We start from the raw sequence: 17,165 nt of genomic DNA on the forward strand, positions 1-17,165 counted from the left end.
AATATATATATTTATTTTTTTTTACACTTTTAATTATTTAAATCTTTACTTATTTTTTCTAGCTTATTTAAAACTCTATCTTTCTCACTTCCATCTAGTACTTTTGGTTGATAATTATTCCTAGAGCTGCTAGATGTTATTGCTGTTGGTATTATATTTGGCTCTTTAATTGAAGATAGTTTATTATCTGAGAAGGTAAAGGTTTGTTGATATATATAGCTATCTGTATCAGAAGGATTCTTATTTCCTCCAAAACAAAAATTTCCTAAACTGTAAGCTATATACTTATCTTTATACTTTTCTATACCTTGAACTACATGAGGATGAGAGCCTATAACCAGGTCTGCACCATTATCTATTGCATAATGAGCAAAATCTTTTTGTTTTTTATCTGGAGAATATTCCAGTTCTATTCCCCAGTGAAAATAAACCATAACAACATCTGACTTCTCCTTTATGGCTTTAATATCATCTTCCATTTGTTTTAAGTTTTTTTCATTGTATTCAGTTGACAATCCATTATATCCCAATAAACCTACTTTAATTCCATTAACATCTATTACTGCGTCTTTACCTAAACCAAAATAATTTATCTTATTTTCATCCAGTATGAACTTTGTATCTTTCATACCTTCTTCAAAATAATCCTCTGAATGGTTATTTGCAACACTTACTGCCTCTACACTTCCAGACTTCAAAATGTTTATATATTCTGGTTTGCCTTTAAATGCAAACTTCTTCTCTTTCGCCTTTGATGCATTAGTAAGAGGACCTTCTAAGTTAACTACTGTTAAATCATCTTTTTCAAATATAGATTTTACATTTTTAAGAAAATAATCATAATCTTTTCCTTGTCTTTCAAATTCATGGTTGAAACTACCATAGTATGATGAACCCTTATAGTTTCCCATAGTTACATCACCAGTAAAACTTATAGTTATATCTTGTTTTACAGGCTCTCTTTTTTGTTCTTCAACCTGACTTTGATTATTATTAGAATCTTTTTTAATGTTATTTTCCTTCTCAGAATTATTAGAACACCCTACTACAAATAACAATAAACTCATAATACATATGTAAACTAACTTATTTTTCATGTTAAATCTCCTTTAAAGCAATAAATTCTTAATAAAATATACTCTTTTAAAAGTATAACATTTTTAAATGTACTCCATACATAACTTTTAAACTTTAATTTTATTTTTAAGGTAAACTTCTCTAAGATAAATAAAAATATAAGCAGATTAAACTTTATTGTAAAACTTTAAAATAAGAATATCATAATAAAGTTTTTGTTGTAGAATTAATTTAATTGTTATATTCAATAATATTTGTTATAATGTTATTGAATTACAATACATATAAAAGGGAGGATTTCAAAATGGCATATAAAATTACTGACGCTTGTATAAGCTGTGGTGCTTGTGAGGCTGAATGCCCTGTTAGCTGTATATCAGCTGGAGACGACGCATATGTTATAGATGCTGGTTCTTGTATAGACTGTGGTTCTTGTGCAGGAGCTTGTCCTGTAGATGCACCTCAACCAGAATAATAATTGGTTATTCATAAAGAGACTGGCTTAATTTGATTTTATCAATATTAATCAGTCTCTTTTATTTATAGCTTAATTGTATTTTATATTTTAGAATGATACTCTGATATATAAATAAATCAGTTTTAAATTATTCGTTAAATATGACTCATTTCTAAGCTATTAATTTTAATATCACCTATATACCATATTCTATTTTCACAAGTTATATCTTGTTTTGCATCAAAAAAATTCAAATATAATCTATGAATATTACTATAAGTTTCTTTACATATGTTTATTTCTCAAGTCCACAGGATTCTTATTTTCTACTTTTCTATAAATAGCATATAATATGGAGTTAAATATAAATCTAATATTTTTAAAAACTATTTTATATATTCAATACTCTTATACTTTACTTCTAAAAATATACACAATACTCTCATTACTCAAAACCTGATTTTTTATTATTTTAAAATATTTTTTAGTTTATTTGTTTTAGTTTTTTCAATAAAAAGGCATTGAACAGATATGTTATTATTTAAATATGTGTATTATCACAAGCTTATCTATTACAGGATGCTTATTTTGTATACTAAAAAGAGAGGCTCTATTGCATGATCTTTAAAACCATTTTGGAGCACTCTCTTCTCTATCCAATACCACATTCATATTCTTGTTCATTTAAAAAACTATAATAATATTTTCCAGTATTTATAAGTTCCTCATGAGTTCCCTCCTCTACAGATTTTCCGTCCTTGATGACATATATCTTGTCTACATTTTTTATTGTCGATAGTCTATGTGCTATAATTATAGTTGTTTTATTTTTCAAAAACTCATTTATATTTTTTAATATATCTCTTTGTGATATATTGTCCAATGCTGATGTTGCTTCATCAAATATCAATATTTTAGAATTGCTTAGCAACGCTCTTGCAATAGATATTTTCTGTTTCTGTCCTCCAGATAGTTTTACACCTTTCTCTCCAACTATAGTTTCAAAACTATTCTCAAGGTTACTTATAAAATCATACACATCGATTTTTTTACAGATATACTCTACATCGTTTTTAGATATATTTTTATTCCCTAAAGTTAAATTGTTGAAAATTGTATCATCAAATAATAGTAAGTCTTGAGTTATAACAGATATCTGTTTTCTTATATCCACTAAATTATAATCCTTTAAATCAACATCATCTACTTTTATACTTCCTTTATCAATATCCCAAAGTCTAAATATCAACCTAGCTATTGTAGATTTACCACATCCGCTAGATCCAACTAATGCAGTTGTTTTTCCATTTTTAAACTCTAAAGTTAGATTATCTATAGTCTTAATCTCATTATCATAGGAAAATTCAACATTCTTAAATTCGATATTGCCTACAAAATTTTCTTTACACCTATTTCCATTATTATTTTGTTTTATAATTACTGGTTCATCCAATGCATTAAATATCCTATCTATGGAGACTGATGCCTGTTGAATTCTAGTATTAGACTTAATTATACTTGTGCAAGGCATAATCAGCATACTTGTATATTGTTGAAATGCAATAAGTTCCCCTATACTCATTTCCCCCTTTATTATTTTTATTCCTCCATAACAATAAATTGATATTGTTATTAAACTGCTCAATATCATTGCTATTGAAATATTTGTTGAAATTATTGTATTGAGCCTTATCCATTTATCTACTATTCCTTTTTCTTTTTTTACATATGTTCTAAAAAACTTTAATACTGATTTTGATATCACTATATTCATCATATTAGAAACATATTCTTGAACTAAGTTTGACACATCTCCTGAATCTGTTCTTATTTCTTTTGTCTTAAGTGCTATTTTTTTTGTAAATTTCGATTGACTAAATATTATTACTATCTGAATTACTAAAACTATAAGTAATAAATCAAATCTAATATTAACTAAAAATACTAATGCCGAAAAAGCTGTTATAACATTTACAATCAAAGAAAATATCATTTCTATCCCAAAATTCTCAACTATAAATATGTCATTTTCTAATATGGTTAATATATTTCCAGATTTTATATTTGTGTAATAGTTGCCAGATAGTTTTGATAGATGTTTTAGTAGCTTTAATTTTAGATTTATTGTTATTCTTTTTTTCATCTTTGAATATATATATTGTAGAGCTATTTCAGATAATGCCACGGTTATCTTTATTACAGAAAATACTATAACAAGCTTTATCAGCAATTCTACATTCCCTAGTTGTATAGCATCATCTAATATAATTTTTATCACTTGAGGAATTACTAAATCCAAAGCAGATATTGTCAATACGATAATAAATGCCATCATAATAACAACTCTATTATTTTTAAAAACCATTCTTAGAAATTTCTTTATATTTTTTTTATTTTTCAAAAGTTTACCTCCCAAGCATCTAAACATAACAAAACTTCATAAATAAAATATTATTCACACTTGTCCATTTATATTTAACTCAACAAGTTTTGTTAGAGTATGTACTGACACAAAGTCATATCTTGAGACATTTATGTATTCAATTTTTATATTAAATTTCTCTTCCATTTTTCTTATTACACTGAAACAATTATGATCATTTAAACCAACTCTATTACTAAACAAATTATAATCATATATATCTTCACTCTTATTATCTATTTTTAATACTTCTTTCAAAGTTTCCTTTACACTTTTTAAAATATAATTATTACTGTCATATGGTTCAACTTTATTATCATAATATCTTTTACTTGATAATAAGTCACTCTCAGACCATCTATTTTTTAATGCTAAAGATTCAAGTTCTTCATTCAAACCTTCCAATTCTATTTTGGGATATTTTGACATAACCTTAGCTATTTTTCCTGTTAATCTAGCTGTAGCTTGGCTGTTGCTTTTCCCAAATAATTGATATGAGTTATTTAAACTACAACTTAAATAAGAATTGTTGTCTATTACACATTGTATGTCATAATCCTTATTGTACCAAAATGAATCCTTATTCTCTAAGATAAATCCTTTTACTCCTATTACATTATCAAATATACATGGATAACTTGATTTATATCTATTTGCAAGTGAGCTTACTATTATTTTCCCATTTAAAAATAATTCTTTACATATACTATATAAATCACTTTGAAATTTATTTTCCTTTATTGATAAGCTTAAATTTATCAACCTTATATCTGTTTTCAATATAAATTTTAATGCTTCTTCAAGAACTTGTATATTGCTTCTTCCTTGACTATCCAATATTTTAATTGCAAATATATCTATATCTTTAAATTCTTTTTTTATTAGAGATGCACAAGCACTCCCATGACCATTATCATCACTGTATTCATCTCCAATTAATATATTTTTATCATTTAATATAAATGACCTTCCTCCAATTATATTTTCTTTTAAATAGTCATGTTTAATATCTATTCCAGTATCTAATATTGCTACTTTCACTCTGCTCATTGTAAAATCACCTATTCTTTTATTTTCCCATCAATTATAGAAATAACTCTATCTGAAATTTTGGCAATATTATTATCATGAGTTACAAGAAGTAATGTTTTATTAAGCCTTTTAGTAGACATCTTTAAAAGATCTATAACTATATCGCTATTTTTACTGTCTAGATTTCCTGTAGGTTCATCTGCTAATATAATGCTTGGAGATGTAGATAATGCTCGTCCTATAGCAACTCTTTGCTGTTGACCCCCAGATAACTGACTTGGAAGGGATTTCCTCTTATCTTTAAGCCCAAGCATATCTATTAATTCGTTTATATAATTCTCATCAATTTTTTCTTTTCCCATTAACAGTGGAAGTTTAATATTTTCTTCAACTGTAAGTATTGGGATTAGATTATACTGTTGAAATACAAAACCAATTTTTTTCCTTCTATATTCTGACATAGTTATATCTGAAAATATATTTATATCCTTATTATCAACAATTATTTTTCCAGAAGTAGCTCTCTCAATACCTCCTAATAAATAAAGCAATGTGCTTTTTCCACTTCCACTTGGACCCATTATTGATACAAATTCGCCTTTATCAATTTCAATATTTATATTTCTTAGAACTTCAACTCTTGATTCCTTTCTCCCATATATCTTGCACAAGTCTATTGTTTTTAATATATTCATTTTTCCTCCTGTAACTTTATTCTACTCCATTTATACATTCAACCACACGTTTGCTTTTAATTTGCTTGAATTGCAAATGAGCAGTTACAGCTCCTATAATTATATTTACTGCTGTAATTAATATATAATCCCAATATAGTAGGCTAAATTCTATTCCTAAACTTGATACTCCACTATTGAGATATATTCTTTTCTGCAAAATACATGATAATATAACGGTAACTAAACTTGACAATACTCCATAAGATATACCTTCATATACTATCATTTTATTTAAAATCTTTTGATTTGCTCCTATTGCTATTAATATTCCAAATTCATTGATTCTTGAGATTATGCTATATCCTATATTATTTATCACATTTATAATAGTAATTATAAAAATTATAAATACTATTCCTGTATTATAAATTTTGATTTTTTTATTTAATATCTCAACATCTTGTTTCTGCTTCACTATATTTGTCAATATTATTCTTTTAGCATTTGATTTTGATATGATTTTTGATATTTTATCTTCTATATTTTTATCATCTGCGCCTCTATCTAAGTTGATATTAACAGAATAATAATCATTTATACCTGTGCTAGCTTTAAATGTTTCCTGGTCGACAATAACATCCACGCTATTACTAGTTGTATTATACGCTTCATGCATATAATCATATGATACTATAGCTCCAACTTTAAATTGTTTATATACATATTCTGAATCGTAATCAGTTAATTTATAATACTTATCATCTATAATATTATCTTTCCTAAATTTTATACTAATTTCGTCACCAGGTTTTATATCTACAACACTTTTTCCATTTACTTGTGGAACAGGATTTTTTCCATTTATTTGAGGGATATATACAATAGCCAAATTATTTTCTTTAATTTTATTTATATCTATATTTCCTTCTATAATATAATCTTTCAATCTATTAAGAGCATTATCATTATATCCTCTAAAGTTGTTCTTTAAAATAGTCTCTTTTATTAATTTATCATTCATCAAATACTCTTTTTTAGGAGTATCTTTATTATAATAATTTAAATCATTAAAATAATCTTTATTCAAAATTTTTATATTATTCATTATTAACTTTGAATATGTAACTTGAGATGACTCTATATTTTTTACACCTTCAATTTTTTCTATCTCTTCTAAAATACTTTCATTTATTCCACTACTCTTATTATCATTGTATATATTCATCATAAAATCAGAATTCATATGTAAATTAGAAAAATAAACTGGATATCTCTTCTCTTTTAGATACCCATTATAGTTCAATAGAACAAACATAGTTCCACAAATACACATAGAAAGGATTATCATAAAAAAAGTTTTTTTATTTCTAAATATATTTTTAAGAGAAATTGCCTTAGAAAATTCTACAAACCTATTAAAGAAACTAAAACTAACAAAATTTCTTTCAAATACATTATCATTGCTTCTTTTTATCAAACTTATAATAGTATTGTTCATAATATTCCTACAAGTTAAAAAAGCTATTAATATTATAATAACTCCAATTGATAAGATTGATAAAATTATTATGTCTGCTGGAAAAATCAAACCTATTTTTATGATTTCACCATTTAATATAAATTTTGTATTTATATTTTCACCTAATTTATAAAAAATTTTAGCTCCTAAATATCCTGTTATTATACCTATAGGTATCGAAATAAAATATAAAATTCTTAGTTCTTGTAATATAACTTTAAACATGCCATTTCTATTAGTTCCTATTGCTCTTAATACACCATATTCTCCCATTCTGTTATATATAGATATATTGAATATTCCATATATAACAATTCCACATATTAAACTTACTACTAAAACTATTTTAAACTTATTATAAATTTCTTTATTTTCTGATGTTTCTAAACCTATTAAATCATTATGAGGTCTGATATTTTCCTTAGGGATGGAATTTTCTTTTGCTATTTTATTTATTTCATTGTTTATATCAATATTATTTTTAAATGCTATATATGTATTTATTTTATCCATATTATACAAATCAAGTGGTAACATTAGTTCCATATTAGCAATTGCCTTATGACTCTCTCTATCTTTAATAATACCAACTATCTTGAATTTTTCTTTTTTAAATCCTTTTTTATCATCTTTAACTTTCAACTCAATTTCTTGATTAATGTCAGGTTTAATACTTAAATTTTTCAATACCCAACTTTCAGCAATCATTTCATTTTTTTTATTTGGAAATCTTCCTTTTATTATTTCGGAGTCGCTTTTTATATAATCTTCGTTTACTAAAGTGAGCTCAACTAATTGCTTTTCTTCTTTTGATGTTGAAGCATTGTATACTTTCAAACCCATGTTAGCTATATTAGCTTTATCTTCAATCCTTTTAATCTGTTTTTTATTCAAATCACTAAATATTACATGATAAATTCCTTGAGTATACCTCATATTTTGTATTTCTGCATATCTTGTTGTCTCTAATAAACTTCCGATACCAACAATGAGAGCTATAGAAAGTATCATGCTTAGTACTATTGATATAGATCTTTTTCTATACATTTTTATATATTTTTTACTTAAATTAAAACAATCTTTATTCATTCAGCATCATGTCCTCCTTATGTCTCATATAATTAATATCATTTTGCATTTGATAAAAGTAATCATCTTATATAAAGATGATTACTTTTGTCATTTAAAATTTAATTTTACCAATATTGACTTCCAAAATATGCTGGTTTATCGTCAGCTGTACAGTCATCCCAACAAGGTGCATAATAATTACCATCTGGATCTGCTTGTGTTGAGCAATCTCTACTTTGAGATAAAACTTCTACCTCTTGTTTGTCCTGTATTTTTTCTACCTTTAACATATACATTTCCCCCTTTTATAAATTTATAATTTATCTTAAAATACTATGTGTATTTCAAAATCATAGCTATCAAATTTATCTATATAAAGATATTTTTTATATTAAATTTATATCTCATTTTCTCCATAGCACATTGCATAGGAGGTGGTAAAAGATAATCTCCTGTAATTATTTTATTAATTATCTTACATCTAGCTCCATCACAGTACTGGTATAAATCGCATCCATTACACTCTGGATTTATCTTTTTAGAATAGCTCAATATTTTTTCTAGTTTATTTTCGTCCATCCCATCCTTCAAATTCCCTATACAAAATTCATTAATACCAACTGATAAAATACAAGGATATAAGTTTCCATCAGGATCTATATCAAAGCCTGACCTTCCTCCAACACAACAGCTTTTTTTAAAGTGTAAATCTTTATCAAGTATACTGACCACTACATTTTCTTTGTGTTCTAAATATTCTTTCAATTTTTTAACTTGAGCTTGTAATATATATAATGATTCCTCATCCCAATTTTTATCAAATAAATTTGGAGCTGGCACTATACATTTAAAGCCACCTTCAATCAGAAATTTAACATCTTCATATAAAGTTCTAACACTTTTACTATCAAATGTAGTTCTTATTCTCATATTAGGAATATATTTAAGTATTTCATTTGCATTTCTTAATACTATATGATGAGTTCCATTCCCATTTTTAAACTGTCTGTTCATATCATGTGTTTCCCTAGCTCCATCAATGCTGAAAGTTATATTTTTAATATCTTTTATAATAAACTCTTTTATTTTTCTATTCATAATTGTTCCATTTGTAGTAGTTGCAAATGAAATATTTATACGGTTTTCATCCACTTGTCTTCTAAAACAATTTACTATATATTCAATTATTTCAAATGCTAAAAATGGTTCTCCTCCATGTATTGAAACTATTAATTCATTTGTATTTAATTTTTTAATGTAGTTCAACGTATAATTTATAGCCTTATCAATAACATTTTTAGACATGTATTTTTTAGCTTTATCCTGGCCCTCATAGCAATAATTACACTTCAAATTACAGTCATTAGTTACCCAAAATTTAACTATCACAACAAACCTTCTCTCCCCAAATTTCTTCAAATAATATTGGTCTGATTTTTTTACACCTTTTTTCAAAAACTCTTTCATTCTTAATTATTCTTTTAAATTCAGACATACAAGACCAGCAAAATAAACTAACTTCACAATTAATACAGTTTGATTGACTAATGTTATACAATTTGCTATTATCATATTTATTAGTTGTATCTTCTAAATTTTTGATTTCATTTAAATTACCTAGTCTATATTCTGACTTCATAAAAGATGGACAAGGATATATATCTCCATTGTATGTTATGAAAACTTCTCTTTTAGCTGCAGCGCAACTGAAAAATTTAATAGGTCTTCTGCTTTCTCTCTTTAAAAATTTGTCTGGAATCTTAAATTCTGAATCATTAGTTGTCAAAAATATTTCCTTACTATCTTTACCTCTTCCAATACTCATAAATCTTCTTATAATAGCTTTTGTTTTTAGTTTATCGCTTAATTCTCTGAACTTCTCTTCTATGTATTCATTTTTATCACCTGTTACTATAGATAAACTTATTTGATGAAATCCATTGTTTTGTAGAAGTTTTACACTTTCAATAACCTTGTTAAAAATACCTTTTCCTCTTATAATTGAACATGTTTTTTCATCATATCCATCTAAACTTATATCAATTTGAGATGCACATTCAGCTAATATTTCTACATTTTCATTATTTATAAGAGTCCCATTAGTTGATATTATTATTTTTCCTTTGTAATGATCTTTTAAATATTTTAATAGTTCTATGAAATCATTTCTAATCATAGGCTCCCCACCACTTAACATTATTCTTTCTGGATTCCATAAAATTAATTTGTCTAATATATCTTTCAATTCAGAAGTTGTTAAGTCTTCCTTTGTACTATTTTTCATACTATCTGCATCTATTCCACAATGGATACAATTTAAATTACATTTATGTGTCATCTCAACTGAAGCTATTTTATTAGTGAACTCTGGTTTATTTTTTCCATCATCAAGTATTCCCATAAAAATTAGCTTTTTATATAGATTTTCAATATAATTCTTGTCCTCATCATCATACAGATTTAATTTTAATTCTTCTAATGAGATTTTATTCTCTATAGATGAATCCAATATATTGAAAACTTCTTGTGATATCCTTATCCATTGACCAGTTTTTGTATTCCCTAATACAACTTTATTGTTATATATAATTTTTTTACTATACTGACTAAATTCATATGTCATAATATCACCCTTTCAATAATTTAAAATTTTTTAAACTTATAAATGTTTGTTGGTACTTTTGATTGATATAATGTCTAAGCACAAGTTGAATTTGCTGATAGAAATATAATTTTGCCACTGCTAATTTACCAATATTTCTTATATATCATATTTGATAATTTTTTCATACTTTAAAATTCTCCACATTACTTTAAATGCCTAAGATTAACATTATAAAAATCCACATTATTGCTGATGATATATAAAAAGAATATTTATAAATTCGCTTTATATTTATACCTACAATAATAAAAAATAAAGATACAACCAATACATAAGTGCAAATTTTACAATTCTCATCGTTTATTGAGTTATTATAAAGCAAAATAGATGTTATCTTTTCAGCACATAATTTAATATTTTTTCTTCTCAATTAAATTATTTTTATGCTTAAAAGATAACATCTATTATTAACTATTTCAATATCTATGCCCTAACAGGTCAATTTAAAGCCCCAACAGGTATTTTTCTACATATTTTTTAACAGATTTTTCTACACTGTTTATACCTATTCCATGTGCAAACTCTTTTTTTTATTTCTTTTTGTATACTATCATCATCTATTTTTTTACATGCTTCTATTGCATTGTCACTTATATTAGAAATATTAAACTAACAATAATTCTCATAAATAATTTTATATTTATAGAAGTACTTATAACATTTGACATGTTCACATAATTAAAAATAGCGCACAAAGACATAAGTATTAAAAAGGAAATTAGTACAAACATTTTGTTTTTCTAATGTAAAAAATTTCATCTAATAAAAATTTAAATACCAAACATTCTATTACTATTGTCAAAATATCTATTGTATTGTCAGAATAAGTCATTCTCTAACATAGCGTCTCCTCCAATACATAAGATAACTTATCTTTTAATTTCTTTAATTATGCTTACTTACAGGTATATTATCACTATAAATTGAAATCACACCTTTTTTTAAATACTCAATCTGCTTTAGATTGACTAAAAAGCTTTTATGACATCTAAAAAAATTATGAGTTTCTAATTCTAGCTCCATTTTCCAATACTTTTCCTAATCTTGTAGTCCTTATATCTAGTATGTATTGTTAAATTTTTTCTATCAATTTCTATGTATGTGTTATATCATTAATAAAAATTTTATTTATTTCTCCATTATTTGTAACTACTATAAATTTTTGCAAATTCTCTCTTATCTTTTTAAGACAATTTAAAAGATAAGTCTCTAGTTCATCATCACATATAACTATTTTATACATAAAAAGTTTCTCTCCCCTTATTTCAATCTATAAACTAATCTTAATAATAATTATGCACAAATTATATATACTTTTTTAAATTTAAGTTATTCTATATCATAAATATTTTTCAAAACAAAAATGCTATCTAATAACGTTAAAAATTTAAGTATCCATTTAAATTTTTTGCTTAATGTTAAAAATATAGCATCTTATCTTTTATACATAATTTTAAATTTTTTTATTAATCTTCTTCATAAAACCTTTCATATTTACTAAAACAATCAAGACATACTTTTTTTGTATTTTGAATTCTTATATATTGCTCAGGTGCAAACTCTCCACACACTTCACATTTAAGAGACTTAAATATTCTTGCCTTTTCTGGAAGTCTTAATTTTGTGTCTGTAATTTCAAATATATCTTCAAATTCACTTTCCAATAAGTATTTTTTATACCCTTCTCTATCCATATCAAATGGTTTTGACTTTACATATATTCTTATAGACTTTCCATTTTCCCTATTAAAAAAATGGTATACTGATTTCCCTGTCATTCTAAGCAGCAAATTCCCTTTACCCATTGTACAACTTAATACAACTTGTATACCATCTATTCCACATGCATCATTTTCAGAAATACATACAATTTCCTCATCTCCTGATTGTTTACATCCTAAATATTCTCTTGCTGCAAGTGCCGCTTTAAATCCTATAGCTAAACCTGGACATTCATGACCATGAAATTCAATTGCTTTTTTCCATAATTCCTCCACAAAACTCACGCTCCCTAATATTATTTATTTGCATACATTATTTAAACTTTTATCCTAATATTTTAAAAAGCCAGATGATTTAATATTAAATCTTCTGACTTTCTCAATACTCTTCATAGTTACTTATTATTAATATGTTTAAGTTGTCTACTTTCCTTCTTTCATCAAATATGATAAAGTAAATAAGCTTTCTGTTAGGTTTACATTTTCAACTATAACACCTTTCGGAACTTCTAAATCTAATGGTGCAAAATTCCATACACCTTTTATTCCAGCTTTTACAACTCTATTAATAACTTCTTGTGCTCCATTTTTAGGTATACATAATACAGCAATATCTATATCATTGTTTTTTATAAACTCTTCTAAAGTGTCTGAATCTAACACTTCAAATTCTCTTATCTTTAAACCTATCATTCTAGGATTTGCATCAAATAAAGCTTTTATCTCGAATCCAGCTTTTCTAAATCCTGCATAATTGGCTATAGCTTGTCCTAAGTTACCTGCTCCTACAAGAACTGCATTATATGGTCGGTCTAATCCAAGTATTTTACCTATCTCAGTATGAAGGGCCTCTACATTATAACCATACCCTTGTTGTCCAAATCCACCAAAGTTGTTCAAATCTTGTCTTATTTGAGAAGCAGTAAAACCTATTATATCACTCAATTCTTTAGAAGATATTCTTTGTATATCCCTATCTAATAAGTCTCCAAGATATCTATGATATTTTGGGAGCCTTCTTATAACTGCCATTGATATATTTTTATTTCCCAACATTTTCACCTCCTAAAAGTGTCCTCTTTTTTGTTTGATTCACAATAAAATATTTCTTTTTCAAAACTAATACATATAACCTTGATTATATTATATCAAAACATTATAATTTTAGATAGTTCAAGGAGGTAGAAATTTATGATTGTTTTGTCATGTAACAACTTAAATAAAAGTTTTGGTATAGATTCTATATTGGAAAATATTAGTTTTACAGTAAATGAAGGCGATAAAATTGGTATAATTGGCATTAATGGTACTGGAAAAACTACTTTATTTAAAATAATATCAGGAATTTATGGCTATGATAGTGGAGATATTTACACTTCTAAAGATTGTGAAATCGGATATTTAGAACAAAATACCAATTTTTATTCGGATAATACCATTTTAGAAGAAGTGTTGGAAGTTTTTAAAGATTTGATAGATATGGAGTCCTATTTAAGAGAATTGGAAGTTAAAATATCTGAGGAAAGCACAAAAACAAGCTCTCCAATTTTAGAAAAAATCATGGATGAATATTCACATAAGTTGGAATTATTTTCAGATTTAAATGGATATGGATATAAGTCTGAAGCTAAGGGAGTTTTAAAAGGATTAGGATTTAGTGACAATGATATGGATAAACCAATAAGTATACTTTCTGGTGGTGAAAAAACTAGGGTTCTTTTAGGAAAATTACTTCTTAAAAAACCAACTTTATTATTACTTGACGAGCCTACTAACCACTTAGATTCTGAAGCAATAGAATGGTTAGAAGTATTTTTAAAACAATACAAAGGTACTGTTATGCTAATATCTCATGATAGATATTTCTTAGACCAAGCTGTAAATAGAATTTTTGAAATTCACAATAAAAGACTTAGAGTATATAATGGTAACTATTCTAAATTTGTTGAACTGTCTAAAATAGAAAAAGAACTAGAACTAAAAAAATTCGAAGACCAACAAAAAGAAATAAAAAAACAAGAAGAATCTATTGAAAGACTAAAAGCGTATGGTCGGGAAAAGCACCTAAAACGTGCAAGAAGCAAAGAAAAAGCATTGGATAAAGTGGATGTTTTAGATAAGCCTGAAGCTTATAGAAAAAAAGCTCGTATACAATTTACTCCATCTGTTCAAAGTGGGAATGATGTCCTTCAAATTAGAGACGTCTCTATGGGATATGGAAAAAGAATACTTTTTAAAGATTTAAACTTAGACATATATAGAGGAGAAAAAGTTGCTCTTATAGGTGCAAATGGCATTGGTAAGTCTACATTATTTAAAATAATAACTAATGAGCTACAACCTATTAATGGTAATATTAAATTTGGAACTAATGTCCATGTTTCTTACTTCCATCAGGAACAAAAAACTCTTAATTTGGATAACACTATAATTGATGAAATTTGGGAAAACAATAATCATCTTACTCAAACCACTTTAAGAAATATGTTAGGAGCATTTTTATTTGTTGATGAAGAAGTTTTCAAGAAAATTTCTACATTAAGTGGTGGAGAAAGAGCTAGAGTGGCTATACTTAAACTTATATTATCAAATGCAAATTTCTTATTGTTAGATGAGCCTACTAACCATCTAGATATTGATTCTAAAGAGGTTCTTGAGGAAGCATTAACTAATTATGATGGTACTATATTTACAATATCACATGATAGATATTTTCTAAATACTGTTGTAGATAAGATTCTTGTTTTAGATGAAGATGGAGTTACTGAATATTTAGGTAACTATGATTATTATATTGATAAGAAAAGACAAGTTCAAGAAATGAGTATTGTTGAAGAGAAAGAAGAAAAAACAAGGACTCAAATAAAAGATGAAAAAAGAAAAGAAAGAGAGCAAAGAGAATCAGAAAAGAAAAATAGAATAAAAAGGCAAAGTATAGAAAAAGAAATTGAAAAACTAGAACTTAAAATTGAAGAATTAGATGTGCTATTGTGTCAAGAAGAAGTATACTCTAATCCTGAGAAAGCTAAAGAAGTCAGTCAAGAAAAAATCAGTTTAGAAAATGAACTTTCCTCTCTATATGATGAGTGGGAAGAGTTTATGTAAAAAGGAGAGGATTATTTGCAAGCATTGTTTTCTTTAAAGGATGAAAATAAAAGGTTTTACAAGATACTTCTATCTTTATGTATACCTATTATCATACAAAACTTAATTTCTACATCTGTAAATGTAATAGATACAGTTATGATAAGTAGTTTAGGTGAAGTATCTGTAGCTTCAGTTGGAGTTGCAAACCAATTTTTCTTTCTTTTTAATATGTCTCTGTCTGGTATTACAGGCGGGGCTGGAGTTTTTATTTCACAGTTTTATGGAAAAAAAGATATTAGTAATATAAGAAAGGTTACAGGTCTTACCTGTATATTAGCACTTGCTTTAAGCTTTGTATTTGTTATCCCTGCTCTACTAACACCAAAACCAATAATACACATATTTTCTTATGATTCAGAGGTTGTAAGACTTTGTATAGACTATTTTAGTATCGCAGTATTTAGTTATCCATTGATAGCTATAAGTACAGTGTTTAGTACTGGTTCTAGAGGTGTTAGGAATCCTAAGTTGGGTATGATTTGCAGTGCATTTGCTCTTGTAACAAATGTTATTTTAAATTATGGATTTATATTTGGTAATTTAGGGCTTCCTGCATTAGGCGTAAAAGGAGCTGCTTTAGCAACTGTAATTGCAAGAATATGCGAATTAATTTTAATGCTTACTTATGTGTATTTTTATAAAAAAGACTATATATTAAAATTTGGGTTGAAAAATCTAAAGGCTATCGATAGGATTTTTATCAAATCTTTTTCATCAAAGAGTTTCCCTATATTTGTAAATGACTCTGCATGGGCAGTTGGAACTGTCCTATATTCTGTTGCTTATTCAAGAGCAGGTACATCTGCTATAGCAGCAAGTCAAATAGCAACTAGTACAGGTAACTTCTTTATAATGACTGCTGTATGTATTGCATCTGGTGCATCTATTATGCTTGGTAATGAACTTGGTGCTGACCATATCAAAAGAGCCATTGAATATGCTAAGAAATTTTCTATACTAGTGTTTTTAGCTGGTTTAATACTTGGAGTTATTTTAATTTTAAATATCCCATTATTATTAAAGATGTTCAGTGTTTCTGATAGCTTGTCTTCTGATATAACTAAAATATTTTTTATAATGGGTATACTAATGGCTCTAAAATCATTTAATACATTAATTATAATTGGTATTTTGAGAAGTGGTGGAGATACTAAATATGCTCTATTTTTAGAATTAGGATGTATGTGGTTAGCTTCACTTCCTTTAACTTTTATAGCTGCATTCAAAGGTGCACCTATATTCATCCTTGTTCTACTCACTTACAGTGAAGAAGTTGTAAAATTTATATTTGGGGTACCTAGAGCATTATCTAAAAAATGGGCTATTAACATAGTTAAGGAAATTGATTAATAACAATAGTGTATTTTAGTAGTATAT

General features: G+C 26.1%; 15 protein-coding genes. 3 read left to right on the forward strand and 12 right to left on the reverse strand.

Annotation, left to right across the window (positions count from 1 at the left end; genetic code table 11):
• Positions 1-29 precede the first annotated feature (29 nt).
• A complete protein-coding gene (locus JJC01_19495; protein UDN58306.1) occupies positions 30-1,097 on the reverse strand; it encodes a CapA family protein in 1,068 nt (355 codons plus the stop codon).
• Between the two features lie 284 nt (positions 1,098-1,381).
• On the opposite strand from JJC01_19495, the gene JJC01_19500 reads away from it, so the two are divergent.
• Positions 1,382-1,552, forward strand: coding sequence for a 4Fe-4S binding protein (locus JJC01_19500; protein ID UDN58307.1), 171 nt, complete (start codon positions 1,382-1,384; stop codon positions 1,550-1,552).
• Between the two features lie 634 nt (positions 1,553-2,186).
• Here JJC01_19500 and JJC01_19505 read toward each other — a convergent pair.
• From JJC01_19505 to JJC01_19555, 11 genes are all read right to left on the reverse strand, one after another.
• The gene (locus JJC01_19505; GenBank protein ID UDN58308.1) at positions 2,187-3,962 is read right to left on the reverse strand and encodes an ABC transporter ATP-binding protein; all 1,776 of its coding nucleotides are present in this window, start codon (positions 3,960-3,962) and stop codon (positions 2,187-2,189) included.
• A 27-nt stretch (positions 3,963-3,989) separates the two neighbouring features.
• Complete coding sequence (locus tag JJC01_19510; GenBank protein ID UDN58309.1) at positions 3,990-5,006, reverse strand: S8 family serine peptidase; 1,017 nt, start codon at positions 5,004-5,006, stop codon at positions 3,990-3,992.
• A gap of 11 nt (positions 5,007-5,017) precedes the next feature.
• The gene (locus JJC01_19515) at positions 5,018-5,683 is read right to left on the reverse strand and encodes an ABC transporter ATP-binding protein (protein ID UDN58310.1); all 666 of its coding nucleotides are present in this window, start codon (positions 5,681-5,683) and stop codon (positions 5,018-5,020) included.
• 16 nt (positions 5,684-5,699) lie between these two features.
• Positions 5,700-8,273 carry an ABC transporter permease gene (locus JJC01_19520; protein ID UDN58311.1) on the reverse strand — a complete coding sequence of 858 codons (2,574 nt, stop codon included), beginning with the start codon at positions 8,271-8,273 and terminating at the stop codon, positions 5,700-5,702.
• A gap of 107 nt (positions 8,274-8,380) precedes the next feature.
• Complete coding sequence (locus JJC01_19525; GenBank protein UDN58312.1) at positions 8,381-8,545, reverse strand: hypothetical protein; 165 nt, start codon at positions 8,543-8,545, stop codon at positions 8,381-8,383.
• A 79-nt stretch (positions 8,546-8,624) separates the two neighbouring features.
• Complete coding sequence (locus JJC01_19530) at positions 8,625-9,644, reverse strand: 4Fe-4S cluster-binding domain-containing protein (GenBank protein ID UDN58313.1); 1,020 nt, start codon at positions 9,642-9,644, stop codon at positions 8,625-8,627.
• The gene (locus tag JJC01_19535) at positions 9,634-10,878 is read right to left on the reverse strand and encodes a radical SAM protein (protein UDN58314.1); all 1,245 of its coding nucleotides are present in this window, start codon (positions 10,876-10,878) and stop codon (positions 9,634-9,636) included. The genes JJC01_19530 and JJC01_19535 overlap by 11 nt, the downstream gene beginning before the upstream one ends.
• A gap of 927 nt (positions 10,879-11,805) precedes the next feature.
• Complete coding sequence (locus JJC01_19540) at positions 11,806-11,943, reverse strand: LytTR family transcriptional regulator (protein UDN58315.1); 138 nt, start codon at positions 11,941-11,943, stop codon at positions 11,806-11,808.
• A 70-nt stretch (positions 11,944-12,013) separates the two neighbouring features.
• Positions 12,014-12,163 (reverse strand): hypothetical protein, encoded by a 150-nt coding sequence (locus tag JJC01_19545; GenBank protein ID UDN58316.1) that lies wholly within the window; start codon positions 12,161-12,163, stop codon positions 12,014-12,016.
• Positions 12,164-12,386: 223 nt separating this feature from the next.
• Positions 12,387-12,926: a TraR/DksA C4-type zinc finger protein gene (locus JJC01_19550; GenBank protein UDN58317.1), complete on the reverse strand. Its 540-nt coding sequence runs from the start codon at positions 12,924-12,926 to the stop codon at positions 12,387-12,389.
• Positions 12,927-13,064: 138 nt separating this feature from the next.
• Complete coding sequence (locus tag JJC01_19555; GenBank protein UDN58318.1) at positions 13,065-13,697, reverse strand: redox-sensing transcriptional repressor Rex; 633 nt, start codon at positions 13,695-13,697, stop codon at positions 13,065-13,067.
• Between the two features lie 135 nt (positions 13,698-13,832).
• Here JJC01_19555 and JJC01_19560 point away from each other — a divergent pair, with 135 nt between their 5' ends.
• Together JJC01_19560 and JJC01_19565 are read left to right on the forward strand one after the other, a co-directional pair.
• Positions 13,833-15,746 (forward strand): ABC-F family ATP-binding cassette domain-containing protein, encoded by a 1,914-nt coding sequence (locus JJC01_19560; protein ID UDN58319.1) that lies wholly within the window; start codon positions 13,833-13,835, stop codon positions 15,744-15,746.
• Positions 15,747-15,761: 15 nt separating this feature from the next.
• On the forward strand, positions 15,762-17,138 hold the full coding sequence (locus JJC01_19565; GenBank protein ID UDN58320.1) for an MATE family efflux transporter: 1,377 nt from the start codon (positions 15,762-15,764) through the stop codon (positions 17,136-17,138).
• Positions 17,139-17,165 lie beyond the last annotated feature (27 nt).

The sequence above is a fragment of the Clostridioides sp. ES-S-0010-02 genome (genome assembly GCA_020641055.1).
In the GTDB taxonomy this organism is placed as follows: Bacteria; Bacillota; Clostridia; order Peptostreptococcales; family Peptostreptococcaceae; genus Clostridioides.

Excerpts from the sequence above, each read along its gene's own strand:
- JJC01_19515 (UDN58310.1), bottom strand. The coding sequence starts at position 5,683 with ATGAATATATTAAAAACAATAGACTTGTGCAAGATATATGGGAGAAAG.
- JJC01_19510 (UDN58309.1), bottom strand. The coding sequence starts at position 5,006 with ATGAGCAGAGTGAAAGTAGCAATATTAGATACTGGAATAGATATTAAA.
- JJC01_19495 (UDN58306.1), bottom strand. The coding sequence starts at position 1,097 with ATGAAAAATAAGTTAGTTTACATATGTATTATGAGTTTATTGTTATTT.
- JJC01_19520 (UDN58311.1), bottom strand. The coding sequence starts at position 8,273 with ATGAATAAAGATTGTTTTAATTTAAGTAAAAAATATATAAAAATGTAT.
- JJC01_19540 (UDN58315.1), bottom strand. The coding sequence starts at position 11,943 with ATGGAGCTAGAATTAGAAACTCATAATTTTTTTAGATGTCATAAAAGC.
- JJC01_19525 (UDN58312.1), bottom strand. The coding sequence starts at position 8,545 with ATGTTAAAGGTAGAAAAAATACAGGACAAACAAGAGGTAGAAGTTTTA.
- JJC01_19505 (UDN58308.1), bottom strand. The coding sequence starts at position 3,962 with ATGTTTAGATGCTTGGGAGGTAAACTTTTGAAAAATAAAAAAAATATA.
- JJC01_19560 (UDN58319.1), top strand. The coding sequence starts at position 13,833 with ATGATTGTTTTGTCATGTAACAACTTAAATAAAAGTTTTGGTATAGAT.
- JJC01_19535 (UDN58314.1), bottom strand. The coding sequence starts at position 10,878 with ATGACATATGAATTTAGTCAGTATAGTAAAAAAATTATATATAACAAT.
- JJC01_19545 (UDN58316.1), bottom strand. The coding sequence starts at position 12,163 with ATGTATAAAATAGTTATATGTGATGATGAACTAGAGACTTATCTTTTA.
- JJC01_19555 (UDN58318.1), bottom strand. The coding sequence starts at position 13,697 with ATGTTGGGAAATAAAAATATATCAATGGCAGTTATAAGAAGGCTCCCA.
- JJC01_19500 (UDN58307.1), top strand. The coding sequence starts at position 1,382 with ATGGCATATAAAATTACTGACGCTTGTATAAGCTGTGGTGCTTGTGAG.